At 58.2% G+C, this 12,622-nt stretch carries 12 protein-coding genes; 7 read left to right on the forward strand and 5 right to left on the reverse strand.

Annotated features, from left to right (window positions below; all coding sequences use genetic code 11):
- Window positions 1-159: 159 nt before the first annotated feature.
- Window positions 160-2,367: an FdhF/YdeP family oxidoreductase gene (locus AAE484_RS14340; RefSeq protein WP_341939100.1), complete on the forward strand. Its 2,208-nt coding sequence runs from the start codon at window positions 160-162 to the stop codon at window positions 2,365-2,367.
- A gap of 84 nt (window positions 2,368-2,451) precedes the next feature.
- Window positions 2,452-3,000 (forward strand): DUF2058 domain-containing protein, encoded by a 549-nt coding sequence (locus AAE484_RS14345; RefSeq protein ID WP_341939101.1) that lies wholly within the window; start codon window positions 2,452-2,454, stop codon window positions 2,998-3,000.
- A 28-nt stretch (window positions 3,001-3,028) separates the two neighbouring features.
- On the opposite strand, the gene AAE484_RS14350 is transcribed toward AAE484_RS14345, so the two are convergent.
- On the reverse strand, window positions 3,029-3,595 hold the full coding sequence (locus AAE484_RS14350; RefSeq protein ID WP_341939102.1) for a BLUF domain-containing protein: 567 nt from the start codon (window positions 3,593-3,595) through the stop codon (window positions 3,029-3,031).
- Between the two features lie 149 nt (window positions 3,596-3,744).
- Window positions 3,745-4,038 (reverse strand): acylphosphatase, encoded by a 294-nt coding sequence (locus AAE484_RS14355; protein ID WP_341939103.1) that lies wholly within the window; start codon window positions 4,036-4,038, stop codon window positions 3,745-3,747.
- Window positions 4,039-4,158: 120 nt separating this feature from the next.
- On the opposite strand from AAE484_RS14355, the gene AAE484_RS14360 reads away from it, so the two are divergent.
- From AAE484_RS14360 to AAE484_RS14370, 3 genes are all read left to right on the forward strand, one after another.
- Window positions 4,159-4,710 (forward strand): hypothetical protein, encoded by a 552-nt coding sequence (locus AAE484_RS14360; protein ID WP_341939104.1) that lies wholly within the window; start codon window positions 4,159-4,161, stop codon window positions 4,708-4,710.
- A gap of 16 nt (window positions 4,711-4,726) precedes the next feature.
- The gene (locus AAE484_RS14365; RefSeq protein ID WP_341939105.1) at window positions 4,727-6,151 is read left to right on the forward strand and encodes a PepSY-associated TM helix domain-containing protein; all 1,425 of its coding nucleotides are present in this window, start codon (window positions 4,727-4,729) and stop codon (window positions 6,149-6,151) included.
- A 154-nt stretch (window positions 6,152-6,305) separates the two neighbouring features.
- On the forward strand, window positions 6,306-6,617 hold the full coding sequence (locus AAE484_RS14370) for a DUF4156 domain-containing protein (protein WP_341939106.1): 312 nt from the start codon (window positions 6,306-6,308) through the stop codon (window positions 6,615-6,617).
- A gap of 17 nt (window positions 6,618-6,634) precedes the next feature.
- On the opposite strand, the gene AAE484_RS14375 is transcribed toward AAE484_RS14370, so the two are convergent.
- The gene (locus AAE484_RS14375; protein WP_341939107.1) at window positions 6,635-7,126 is read right to left on the reverse strand and encodes a hypothetical protein; all 492 of its coding nucleotides are present in this window, start codon (window positions 7,124-7,126) and stop codon (window positions 6,635-6,637) included.
- A 322-nt stretch (window positions 7,127-7,448) separates the two neighbouring features.
- Here AAE484_RS14375 and AAE484_RS14380 point away from each other — a divergent pair, with 322 nt between their 5' ends.
- Window positions 7,449-10,391, forward strand: coding sequence for a TonB-dependent receptor (locus AAE484_RS14380; RefSeq protein ID WP_341939108.1), 2,943 nt, complete (start codon window positions 7,449-7,451; stop codon window positions 10,389-10,391).
- Between the two features lie 139 nt (window positions 10,392-10,530).
- Complete coding sequence (locus tag AAE484_RS14385) at window positions 10,531-11,259, forward strand: 3-keto-disaccharide hydrolase (protein ID WP_341939109.1); 729 nt, start codon at window positions 10,531-10,533, stop codon at window positions 11,257-11,259.
- A gap of 111 nt (window positions 11,260-11,370) precedes the next feature.
- Here the strand turns inward: AAE484_RS14385 and AAE484_RS14390 are convergent, their stop codons facing one another.
- On the reverse strand, window positions 11,371-12,165 hold the full coding sequence (locus tag AAE484_RS14390; protein ID WP_341939110.1) for a 3-keto-disaccharide hydrolase: 795 nt from the start codon (window positions 12,163-12,165) through the stop codon (window positions 11,371-11,373).
- A gap of 66 nt (window positions 12,166-12,231) precedes the next feature.
- On the reverse strand, window positions 12,232-12,622 hold a 391-nt coding region (locus AAE484_RS14395), incomplete at its 5' end, for a gluconate 2-dehydrogenase subunit 3 family protein (RefSeq protein ID WP_341939111.1).

The raw sequence follows: 12,622 nt of genomic DNA on the forward strand, positions 1-12,622 counted from the left end.
GTTCAGCCTTTCAAGGTGAAACGTCAAACGGGGACCCAGGTGGTCCCCGTTTTTTGTGCGCCACCTGTAAGAAGCAGATCGTCTCCTTCAATCGACGTATTGCCCTCCTCCGGCATTGAGCATAATCTGGCGAGACTGTGTTGAGGAGAAAAGGCGACAATGGCCGAAAGAGACGAAACCGAGGCTGTCGCCATTGTCGGCGGCGGACCCAAGAAAGTGCTGTACACGCTCAGGACCCTGAGCCGGATCGGACTGCTCAATTCCACCAAGGCGCTCAAGTCCCGCAACACCTGCAAGGCCTGCGGGCTGGGCATGGGCGGACAGCACGGCGGCATGACCAACGAGCTGGACGAGTTTCCCTCGGTGTGCAACAAGAGCATTCAGGCCCAGTCCACGGATATCCAGCCGCCCATTCCGGAGGAGCTGTTCGAACACCCGCTGGCGGACTTCCGTGACCTCTCCGCCCGGGAGCTGGAAAACCTGGGGCGCCTGAACACACCTCTCTACAAAGCCAAAGACAGCGACCGCTACCAGCCCATCGACTGGGACCGGGCGCTGACGCTGGCGGCCGAGCGCTTTGCTGCCACCGAGCCCGAGCGCAGCTTTTTCTACTCCTCCGGCCGCTCCTCCAACGAGGCCGGCTTTGTCCTGCAGCTGCTGGCGCGACTCTACGGCACCAACAACGTCAACAACTGCTCCTACTATTGCCATCAGGCCACCGGCGTGGGGCTGGGCAATGTGATCGGCACGGGCACCGCGACCATCAGCCTTGAAGATCTGGGCCAGTCCGACCTGGTGTTTGTCATCGGCGCCAACCCGGCGTCCAACCACCCACGTTTTGTCCACCAGCTCCAGCACTGCCGTGAACGCGGAGGTCAGGTCATTGTGATCAATCCGGCCAGGGAGCCGGGACTGGTGCGCTTTGCGGTGCCCAAGAGCGCCAGATCCATGTTGAGTGGCGGCACCTGGATTGCCTCGCGCTATGTGCAGCCAAACATCGGGTCGGATCTTGCTTTGCTCAAAGCCGTGGGCAAGGCGCTACTGGAGCAGCACGCGCTGGATACCGCTTTTATCGAAACCCATACCGAGGGCTTCGACGCCTATCGGGCCGATCTGGCACAGACAAGTTGGATGTCCCTGACCAGCGCCTGCGGCCTCAGCCGGGCCGATATCGAAGCCCTGGCAGCAGATTACGCCCGCGCCGAGCGGGCCGTGTTCGCCTGGGGCATGGGCGTTACCCACCATCGCAATGGCGTGGACAACGTCGAAGCCATCGCCAATCTCGCCCTACTGCGCGGAATGCTGGGCAAACCCTCGGCCGGACTGCTACCCCTGCGCGGGCACAGCAACGTGCAGGGGATTGGCACCATCGGCGTGAAGCCGGTGCTTTCCGACGATGTGCTGGCGGCGCTGGAGTCGCATTTTGACCTGACCCTGCCGCGCTCGACCGGGCTGGACACCCTCGCCTGCCTGCGCGCGGCAGAGGCCGGTGACATGGATGCGGCCCTGTTGATGGGCGGCAACCTCTACGCGGCCACTCCGGATTCCACTTTTGCCCGGCGGGCATTGGACCGGGTCGGGTTCAAGCTGTACTTGACCACCACTCTGAATCAGGGCCACATCCACGGTATGGAAAACAGCGAAGCACTGATTCTGCCGGTCACCGCCCGGGATGAAGAGCCCCAGAGCACCACGCAGGAGTCCATGTTCAATTATGTGCGCCTGAGCGATGGTGGCATCCGCCGCCTCTCCAATGTGCGCTCCGAAGTGGCGATCCTGGCGGAACTGGGTAAGCGCTTACTACCCGCTGGACCGCTGGATTTTGCGGCCATGGGCGAGCATGAACGGGTGCGCTCGGCCATTGCCGCGACTGTGCCGGGAATGGAAGCGCTGGCCGAAATCGACACCAGCCGGCAGGAATTTACCATTGGCGGCCGACTCCTGAGAACTCCGGCCTTCAACACCCCCAATGGCAGGGCCCGCTTTCAGGTCCACACGCTGCCGCCGGCACAACACACCGATTACCCCTTCACTCTGGCCAGCATCCGCAGCGAAGGTCAGTTCAACTCCATCATTTACGAAGAGAGTGACAGCTACCGGGGCACCGAGCAGCGCTGGTGCGTATTGGTGGGACCGGAAGACCGCGCCCGACTGAACCTGAAACCCGGCGATCGGGCCACTTTACGCTCGGCTCACGGGACGATGGAGGACCTGCTCGTCTACCCCTTCAACCTGCCCGCCGGCTCCCTGCTCGCCTATTATCCCGAGGCCAATATCCTGATCGGTACCGAGCAGGATCCGCGCAGCCAGACCCCGGCCTTCAAGTCGGTGCCGGTGACCCTGGAAACCGTCGCCAGCAGGCATTGACCCGATTACCCGTCAGCATTGGCGAGTGGGTCGGCAGAACTGGCATAATGACCTTTAACGAGCACAACCCAAACGGTAACGACTATGCCCTCCCTACAGGATCAACTGCAGAAAGCCGGACTGGTGGACGACAAGAAAGCCAAGCAGGTCAAAAAAGAGCAGCGCAAGCAGAAAAAGCAGGCGCGCCACACCGGCGAAGACCCCCACGCCGAGATCCGCCAGTCGGCCCAGGCCGCCAAAGAGCAAAAGGCCGAGCGCGATCGCGCGCTCAATCGTCAGCGCGAGGAGGAAGCGCAGCAGCGGGCCATTGCCGCTCAGATCAAACAACTGATCGAAACCCACCGGCAGGCCAAACTGGCCTCCGGCGAGGGCGAAGTGGAGTACAATTTTACCGACGGCAAGACCATCAAGAAGATGGTGGTCACCCCGCGGGTGCACCAGCAGATCAGCCGCGGCCAGTTGGTGATCGTCCGCTCGGGCGAGCGCTACGAGCTGGTCCCCCGGGTGGTGGCCGACAAGATCGCCCAGCGCGACGAGCAGGCTCTGATCGTCGCCAACAGCAAGCCCAGCGACGAGCCGGACGAGGATGATCCCTACAAGGATTACGTCATCCCGGACGATCTGATGTGGTAGCCTTGATGAGCAGGCTCTGATCAGCCGATCAGAGCACAAACACCCCCACGACCACCAGCAGTATCACGATGACCACACCGGCGAGCACGAAGGGTAGCGGGCTGGCCGAGGCGGGAGCCGCCGGCTTTGCCCGAGTGCTTCCGCTGCCAGTACCGGCACCTTCGGCGTTCAAATCGCGAAAGGTCTTCAACAGCTTGCGCACCATGGCCTCGTCAAACTGGTAGGGATCAAAACGCTGGTAGCCGGCCTGTTTGAGCAGACCTTTGACCACATCGCTGGTGGGGATGTACTTCATGGACCAGTCGGTGAACTGCCGCTCTTTGATATCCACCTGGTGAATGATTCTGAAATCCTTGTGCCGGTCATCCATGCGCAGTTTCTCGATCAGCGCCTCCACGACCGGGCGCTCGCCCTCCAGACACTGAAAAAATGATCCCTCGCCGTAATAGAGCACGCCGCCGATCCCCAGGCGGGGGTTGTTGGTGCGCGACTGCTGGAGAATACGCGCCACATGGGGCTCAACGCCCCCGGCCGCCGTGGGCATGGGCTTGAAGGTGGCGCGGCTGACATAGACAACCTGTACTAAATCGGACATAAGGTGGTAGCTCCTGTTCATTATTTGCTTCTTATACGGTGAGCTCCGACACCTGGATTAGCAGACCACCAAAAATGTTACTTCAGGCGCCACAATGGGACGCCTGCCTGAGCCGCTCCGCTCTATATATCAAGGCTCCCTGCAAGGCGCTAGCGAATCACAAAATCCTTACCGTCGCCCTCGCTCGGGTCCGCATCACGGGCCTCCACCTGACTGACCTCGGCCAACTGCGGCCCCTGCCAGAGCCAGGCTTCAAAGGCATCGAGCGCATCGGCGTCGCCGCATGCCAGCGCTTCTACCCGACCGTCCGCGCAGTTGCGGACCCAGCCGGCCAGCCCCAACTCGCGGGCCTTGTCCTGGGTATTCGCCCGGTAGGAAACGCCCTGAACCCGGCCACTGATCCGGAAATGGCGGGCCGGGCCCGACGGTTTTGGTGTGGTCATATCAGATCACCTCGCACTTGTTGCAAATGATAATAACTCTCCTTATCATGCGTATCTGTCACTTGTCTCTTTTCCGGGCGGACCCTCGCTTCCCGGCCGCCATCAACCGAGTTGTACATCATGAGCTGGATTATTGGAACGGCCGCCACGCTCACCAGCCTGGCGGGTCTGGGTGGGCTGCTCTACAGCTGGCGCGCCCGGCCGCCCAAGCCCGTGGCGTTGCGCTCACTGGGCTGGGCATTGTTGGTGGCCGCCCTGGGGCTCTGGTTGCTGGCCCAGCCGGCTGAATTTGCCGTGACCTTTGCCCTGTTCGTCCCCGCGCTGCTGGCATGGGGTCTGATTCTGCACCGGGCCCAAGTGAGGCAGCCGGCGCGGGACACCAAGCTCGAGCAGCGGGGCTTTCGCTGGCCCGCTCTGGCGGCGCTCGCAAGACAGCTGTGGCTTCTGCTGGTGAGTGTGCCCCTGGCCGCCGTGGCCAGCGCGCTGGTCAGCCTGGCGGTCACCGACTGGCTGCCCTGGGAGAGAGTGAACACCCTGGTGCTGGGTGTGCTGTTTGCGCCCGTGCTCTGGGGCGCGGCCAGCTACTGGGCCTGCGCCGACCCCAAACGCTGGCGCCCGGCGCTGACCCTCCTCATTGTCGGGCTTCTGGCCGCGGCCTATCTTTTTCTCTGACTGACTGCCTCCTATTATGGCCTTTAAATTATCCCCCGCCCTGGTCAAGAATTCGCTCGCCAGCCACAGCTGGCTCGGGCTGCTGACCGGCGCTCTGATGTACTGGGTGTGCCTCTCGGGCACCCTTTCAGTCCTGTATCAGGAGTTTGAACGCTGGGAAACCCCGGCGGTGGCCGAGTTTACCGAGATCAATCCCGAAGGAATCGAGCGCGCCTACCACACCTTCATGGAGGACCAGGAAGCCACCGAGCACGCCTATGTCCTGCTGCCCCGCCCGGGCATGCCGCGCACGTTGCTGATGTCCGATCACAGCAGCCGTACGCTCAACCCGGATGGCTCACTGGGCGAGTCTGCCGCCCACCCCTGGACGCACCTGCTGACCGACCTGCACCTGTATCTGCACCTGCCCACCAGCTGGGGCATGATTCTGGTCAGTGCCCTGGGGGCCATGCTCTGCGCCCTGATCATCTCCGGGCTGCTCTCGCACCCGCGGCTGTTCAAGGACGCCTTTCACTTCCGGCGCAAGGGCAATGCCCGGCTCGAGCAGACCGACCTGCACAACCGCCTGAGCGTCTGGGGCGCGCCCTTCCATATCATGATCGCGGTAACCGGTGCCTTTTTCGGCCTGGCCAGTCTGTTCAGTTGGGTGGCGGCGGAGGCCTTCTTCGAGGGCGACACTGACGCGGTGGTCGAGGAGGTCTATGGCGGCCATCCGGAACTCGAACCCTCCAAAGGCCCCCTGGCCATTGCCCGGTCGGTACAGCAAACGCTGGCCATGGCGCCCGAGGGTGCCCGGCCGATCTATGTGACCATCGAGCACCCGGACACCGACGAGGAACATATCATTGTCGGCACCCACTACCCGGACCGGCTGATCTACGCCGAACAGTTTCTGTTCAGTGGCGAGGGTGAGTTTCTCAACAAGGTGGGCTTCAGCGATGGCGAGCCCGGTCGGCAGGCGATTTTCTCCGTGTACCGGCTGCACTTCGGGCACTTCGGTGGCATTGGGGTAAAACTGCTGTATCTGTTGCTGGGTCTGGCACTGACGGTCATCGCTGTCAGCGGCATCAACATCTGGCTGGCCAAGCGCAAACACCGGGACTACCTCAACAACCTCTGGGTGGGACTGGTCTGGGGCACTCCCCTGGCCTTCGCCCTCAGCGCCATTACCCAGGTGCTCATTGGCTGGCCCTCGGTCGCGATCTTCTGGGGCACCATTGTCGTCGCCATGGGCGGCGCCCAGTGGCTCGACCGGGAGGCACTCAGCCGCCGCTGGCTGCAATGGCTCACGGTGGCATGCCTGCTCCTGCTCGCGCTGGGTCACCTGTTGGTGTTTGGTGCCCAGGCACTGGCCGGGGCGGCGCTCTGGATCAATATCGGACTCGTTCTGGTGGCGGCGGCGCTGGCGCTGATCGCTTTGCGTTCTTTCAGGCGCCAATGAGGCTCTGAGCGAACTCCCGGCGCACGCAATTGTGCGCCGGCACGGCCCTTTGAGTTAAGATGGTGGAACAGTGCCGTGAACCCCGACCGACATCTGCGGTCTGACCGGGGCAATGCGGAAACTTCCCCCAATCATCGACTCGAGGATTACCTCCATGAAAAAACTCTCCCTGTTAATCCTTATCGCCACTGTTGCCAGTGCCTGCACCTGGGTCAAAACCGATCCGTCCGCCGAGGATGTGGTCGTGGGCCGGGAAGGCAATGTGCGTGGCTGCGAAAAACTGAGCGAAACCAATGTGAAAGTGGCCGACAGTGTCGGGCCGATCAGCCGCAGCGACGAAAAAGTAGCCAGCGAGCTGCTGACCCTGGGCAAGAACGAAGCCGTGAACCTGGGTGGCGATACCATTATTCCGAAGACCAAACCCGAAGACGGCCGTCAGACGTTTATCGTCTACAGCTGCCAGTAAGTAGCGCTTCGGCGCACCTATTCAACTAGATGGGTGCGTCGAATCAGCGCCTGTGCGAGAGGGATAACCACTTCAAGCTCTGCACCTTCCACCGCCGTGAGGGTCAACCAATAAACCTGGGTATCGCTACGTAACAGGAAATAGACCTGCCGCCGAAGGCCATCCTCGTGCCGAAACCGGTAACCTCGATACCTTACTGCTTGGCCCGCACCTGTGGTAAAGCCACCGCGAGCAATCACCGAAAGGCTATCTGACGGGCCGATATAGCGAAGCTCCTTTTCCAGTTTTGTCCATAAAACGTTGCTTCTCTTCCTCCGCTGTACTTTGACAGCGCCCAGGAAATAAGCAGGTTCCCCTTCCAGGTCACCAATCAAAATGGGAAAGTCATCACTGCTACTTTTACGATAAGCACGCACCGCCATAGATTCGGGCAGCACCACATAGAGTCCGGGAGCCAGCTCAGTACCGGGATAGTCAGCACAGACAGCCATCGCACTGAGCAGCATCAAGGCACCGAGGCACCCACCCTCCAGTAGCCCTGTCCACCTAAACGTCTTGAAGACCATACCAAGAGGACTGCGAACGCTCCTGAAACTGCACACAGACACCGATTTCATCCTATGCTTATAGAACTCCACGTTATTATGAATCACCATTGCGTTAGCGCCAGACTTGACCACGGGCACATACTGCGGGTTTGTTATAGGCTATAGTGGCGTTTTACCCTTTTTTGGCACTTTACGCAATCAAATTGAAGAAAGGTATGGAGGAAAATTATTTCCCGCTCGTCCTACTCAATAACGGGGTTTGTCCCGTTGGGGAGATGTTGAATTGAATAAGAATGTTATCGCCCTGTTCACACCAATACTGTTTTGGGCAACTCCGGCTGACGCCGAGAGCCCAGCGCTGGGCGCTGCCAATCAATTCAACATTCCCAAACAAAGAGCGGACGTCGCGCTGACCGAATTTGCCCGGCAATCCAATATGACGGTGATAGTGCCCTACGACAAGGTCGTTGGCATTGAAACCGCCGAACTGAAAGGTCGCTACTCCCTGGTGGATGCGGCTATTTCATTGCTCGAAGGAACCGGACTACAGCTTTCGTTCAGCAACAACGGTCAGCTCTTTATTCGAACCGATGAAGACGTTAAGGGGAATCACTCCATGCTACAAAAAAATAAATTATCCGGTGCCGTACTGCTGGCTATGTCCTCGCTGGCAGGCGCCCAAGCCATTGCTCAAGATACCTCCGCCGGAACTCTGGAAGAGGTGTTGGTAACCGGCATCCGAGGCAGCCTGAACCGAGCACAGGACTTGAAACGGGACGCTGACACTGTAATGGACGTAATCGCAGCCGAAGACATCGGCAAATTTCCGGACGCTAACGTGGCCGAATCTCTGCAGCGGATTACCGGTGTAGCGATCTCTCGCAACCGGGGTCAGGGCCAGCAAGTTACCGTGCGTGGCATGGGCCCCGAATACAACAGTGTTCGCTTCAACGACAGGACCCTTGCCACCGACAACCAGGGTCGCGAATTCAACTTTGACGTGATCGCCGCCGAGCTGATCTCCGGCGCCGAAGTAATAAAATCCCCAACCGCGAGCATGCAAGAGGGCAGTATCGGCGCGACAATCAACATCAAAACAGCGCGCCCCCTGAGTCTGGATCCAATTACCGCTGTCGGTTCCATTCACGCGATCCAAGATGACTTGGCCGACAACACCGGCACCAAGATGTCGGGCCTGTTCAGTAAGCAGTTCCGGGACGGCACACTCGGCGCTCTCGCATCCATTGCCTATTATAACTCCGATTTCCGCGCAGACCTGATGTCCAGTAATGGCTGGGAGCTACGCGACACCGATGGTGATGACAGTCCGGATGCCTGGGGTCAACGCAACATCTCCTATCAAGTGCGAGAAGGCAACCGTGAACGCCTGGGCGCAACGTTTGCGCTGGAGTGGGAACCCAATGAACAGTGGCATGCCGTACTGGATGGGCTCTATTCAAAATTTGAACTGGAAGACGGGCATATTGGGACCTGGACTCCCATGCAAGATGGACCGTACGAGGACGAAGTCGTACAGGGGGAAAATATCCTCAGCTTCACTACCCTCAATCAGCGCGTAGACTCTGTTCAAGGGAATGATCCTCGCGCGACCGATACCGTGCAGCTAGGCTTCAACCTTGGATTCTCGCCCACCGACAGTTTCACTCTGGAAACCGATATATCTTTCTCCGAGGCTGAGCTCGACAGCCGAGGCATGGGGGGCTTTTTCTCGGTTACCGGCTACGTCAGCCCGGAAGCCTACTATGACGGAAGTTTCACACTACCGAGCGTTTTGCATTCACAGGACACTAGTGACGCCAGCCTCTACCGAGGTCACTTTATGGAAAAGAGCGCGGACGGGGTTCTGGATACCGTATACGAATTCAAAACCGACGCCACTTGGGAAATTGACCAAGGCATATTGACCTCATTTGAAGCCGGTGTGGCCGCTACTGCACGAGACAAAGAGATTCGCCGCTGGTCATCCGTAGATGGCTGCGCCGCACCTTGCGGCTACGTTACAGATATCCCTGACGAACTGATCGGTGATGTATACGACCCTGGCGACTTCTTCTCCGAGGAGGGAGGAAACTTTCCTCGAGCTTTTCGTAATTACGACGTTCCCGGACTGTTTGGCTATCTCGAAGACGTCACCGGAGTCTCCTACGATCCTGTCCTGAAACCTGGCGAATCAGCTAAAGTCCGCGAAAACACGTTGGGCGGCTACATTCAGGGTAACTTTGCTGGCGACTTCGGAGACATCCCATGGAGTGGTAACCTCGGCATTCGAGCAGTCAAGACTGATCAAGTCAGCGCCGGCGAAACCACTACAATTTTGTCGTTCCGGGAAGTGTTCCCGGACAATGAAATAACGACAGAAACCGGCCCAACAGAGATCGCCAATGAGTACAGCGACATCCTACCCAGCGCCAATATTTCAATGGATCTCAAACCTGACCTAACACTGCGCCTGGCTGCGGCCGAAGTCATGACTCGCCCGACTTTGACCAGCCTTTCGACAGCAACCAATATTAACGCTCGAGCGGGTGTACAGACTATCGACACCGGCAACCCGGAGTTGGCGCCATTTAGAGCGAGCCAGTTCGACGCATCGCTGGAGTGGTATCCGGACGACAACAGCTCTTACACCCTGGCCTATTTTTACAAGGATATTGAATCGTTCGTTTCAAACACCACACTTCCCGTTGATGTATTTGGTTCAACTTTCTTTGAGACCAAGCCTCGCAACGGTGAGGGCGCCGATGTCTCTGGCTGGGAGCTTGCCGGAACCCACTCCTTCACTTACCTTCCCGGGATTCTGGGCGGCATCGGTGTTCAGGCTAACGTCACCGTTGTTGACAGCTCTGCAAAGTTCTCCCCAGAGCTGTCTTCGGATACCTATCAGGTCGAGGGGCTGTCCGACTTATCCTACAACTTCATCCTGTTCTACGATCAGGGCCCGATACAGGCACGAGTCGCGTATAACAACCGATCCGAGTATCTGTTCAGCTCTTTCAACGAACAGAATGAGCCGGAGCTCCGTGACGATTACGGCCAGGTGGACATGAGTGCGAGCTATGACATAACCGACAACCTGACCCTTACAATGGAAGGCAGCAACCTAACCAACGAGCGTCTCTTGACTTATCAGCGTGCCATTAGCCGTCCTGTGGCAATGGAATACAATGGTCGTCAATTGACATTCGGTGCCCGCTATCGCTTCTAATTATTTCAGCACTTTCCGCTGAGACGGCTTGGGTAAAGGCATAATGCCTTTGCCCTTTTTTGCATAAAAAAATCCGAAAACAGTCAACAACACGCCTGAAGGTCAGTAGACAAACCAGCCAACGTAGAAGGACGCACCTATGAATAAATTAATTATTGTATGCCTATTGGCAGCTATTACTACCGCATGCCAGACCAAACCTGGGACAACATCACAACATCAAACTGAAACCAAAAGCCTATTCAATGGTGAGGACCTGAGTGGATGGCACATGGACGTACCCGCCATGGATGATGATCCAGCGGTGAATGAACCCTTTATTGTCAGAGACGGCATGCTGGTAAGCCTGGGGACACCTGGCGGGCATCTGATCACTGATGACCAGTATAGAGATTATCGTCTCGAAGTAGAGTACCGATTCGCCGGTGAGCCAGGGAATTGTGGCATTATCGTTCATGCCACAACGCCACGGGCACTGTACGACATGTTCCCACAATCAATCGAAGTACAGATGATGCATGAAAATGCCGGTGACTTCTGGTGTATTGTTGAGGACATAAGTGTGCCCGATATGGCCAGCCGTCGAGGCCCAAAAGAGGAATGGGGTATTACCGAAGGGAAAAAACGACGAATCAAGAATCTTACTGACGATTCTGAGAATCCCGTCGGAGAGTGGAATACGATGGTTGTAGAGTGTCTGAACGACGAGGTGAAAGTTTGGGTCAATGGGGATATGGTGAATCACGGTTTTGATGCCACGGCGACTGAAGGACAAATCGCGCTTCAAGCGGAAGGATCTGAAGTGGAGTTCCGAAAGGTGGACCTCACTCCTATTTCCGAGCTCAGTAAAGACAGCGCATTTAACTGATTAGAGTTGGGACCCCGTATTTGTTCAAGCGCTTCAGCTTTTCCCGTTGAGTTCTTCGGGCCGACAGAGTGGCGCTACTCCACTCTGTCGGGGTGGTTGTCGCCCGTCAGACTAAAGCTCCCTGACCCATATATTGCGGAAGCTTACAGCCGCGTCGTGATCCTGAAGAAATATGGGAGCACAGCCATGTGCTTCATAGGAAGGCTCTCCGATCCACTCGGTTTTTCCCTGAACTTTCACATGGTTCTGTACCAGAACCCCGTTGTGTAATATGGTCACATAGGCGGGAGATTCGAGCTCGCTATCTGCATCAAATTGCGGCGCGGTATAGATGATGTCATAGCTCTGCCACTTGCCGCGCGGGAGGGTAGCATTGACCAGTGGTATATGCTGTTTGTAAACGGCGGCCGCCTGGCCGTTAGGATAGGTTTCGTTCTCGTGAGAATCCAGAACCTGGATTTCATAACGTTCCTGTAAGAAGACACCGCTGTTGCCCCGGTCTTGGCCATCCATTCCCTTGATATCTGTGGGAGAGCGCCACTCAATATGAAGCTGGATATCACAGAAATCCCGCTTGGTGCGAATACCTCCCTGACGCCGGGCGACGGTCACGACGTCGTCTTCGACGAGCCACTTGGCGGGACCGCCATCCTCGGCCTCCCACTCTTCTAGATCCTGGCCGTCAAACAGCGCAATCGCATCGGAGGGTGGTGCACCAGACGGCACCTCTACTTTGGACGGCACCGGCTCCCACACTTCCGTCTTCTCGGCCAACTGCCAGGGTTCGAGTTCTTCACCCGCACCTCCACTCGCCGTCTCCGCACTGCTAGAGCAGGCCATCACGCTGCCACAAGTCAGTGATACCAACATTTTCAGGGAAAAGAACTGGGTTGGATCGTGCATCATTTTACTCTCTTATTGGACTCTTGGGTTTGTTCAAGATTATGGACCTCAGCCCCAACCTTCACCTGCCTAGGTCGCCCAGGCGCGCTGACCCTCCTCGTAAGGGGCGCAGCCGTCGTAGCGGCCGGGAATGGCGATATAGCGCAGCACTTCGGTCGCTCCCTTCTCCGAGGTGAAAAAGCCGAACAGGGTCAGCTGTTTCATCAGGGTGAAGTAGTGGGGCTCGCGCCCGGAAACCACTTGATCGCGGGCCTCCTGATCGAGCCCGCGCACCATGCCCTCGCGCTGCTCGGCACTCAGTTCCAGAAACCTGCGCTGATACAGATTCTGACTCCGCGCCTCCAGTTGGGGCAGGCCGGAGTGAAACAGCGCCTGCTCCTCCCGGGTGTAGCAGTCTCTCACGAACACGGTCATGAACTCACCGACCCCGGCATCTTTGGCGCCGGGCGTGTCGGTGCGT

This window comes from Marinimicrobium sp. C2-29, from assembly GCF_038419845.1.
In the GTDB taxonomy this organism is placed as follows: domain Bacteria; phylum Pseudomonadota; class Gammaproteobacteria; order Pseudomonadales; family Cellvibrionaceae; genus Marinimicrobium.

Excerpts from the sequence above, each read along its gene's own strand:
- AAE484_RS14350 (WP_341939102.1), bottom strand. The coding sequence starts at position 3,595 with ATGTCCGATTTAGTACAGGTTGTCTATGTCAGCCGCGCCACCTTCAAG.
- AAE484_RS14355 (WP_341939103.1), bottom strand. The coding sequence starts at position 4,038 with ATGACCACACCAAAACCGTCGGGCCCGGCCCGCCATTTCCGGATCAGT.
- AAE484_RS14385 (WP_341939109.1), top strand. The coding sequence starts at position 10,531 with ATGAATAAATTAATTATTGTATGCCTATTGGCAGCTATTACTACCGCA.
- AAE484_RS14345 (WP_341939101.1), top strand. The coding sequence starts at position 2,452 with ATGCCCTCCCTACAGGATCAACTGCAGAAAGCCGGACTGGTGGACGAC.
- AAE484_RS14340 (WP_341939100.1), top strand. The coding sequence starts at position 160 with ATGGCCGAAAGAGACGAAACCGAGGCTGTCGCCATTGTCGGCGGCGGA.
- AAE484_RS14390 (WP_341939110.1), bottom strand. The coding sequence starts at position 12,165 with ATGATGCACGATCCAACCCAGTTCTTTTCCCTGAAAATGTTGGTATCA.
- AAE484_RS14365 (WP_341939105.1), top strand. The coding sequence starts at position 4,727 with ATGGCCTTTAAATTATCCCCCGCCCTGGTCAAGAATTCGCTCGCCAGC.
- AAE484_RS14370 (WP_341939106.1), top strand. The coding sequence starts at position 6,306 with ATGAAAAAACTCTCCCTGTTAATCCTTATCGCCACTGTTGCCAGTGCC.
- AAE484_RS14360 (WP_341939104.1), top strand. The coding sequence starts at position 4,159 with ATGAGCTGGATTATTGGAACGGCCGCCACGCTCACCAGCCTGGCGGGT.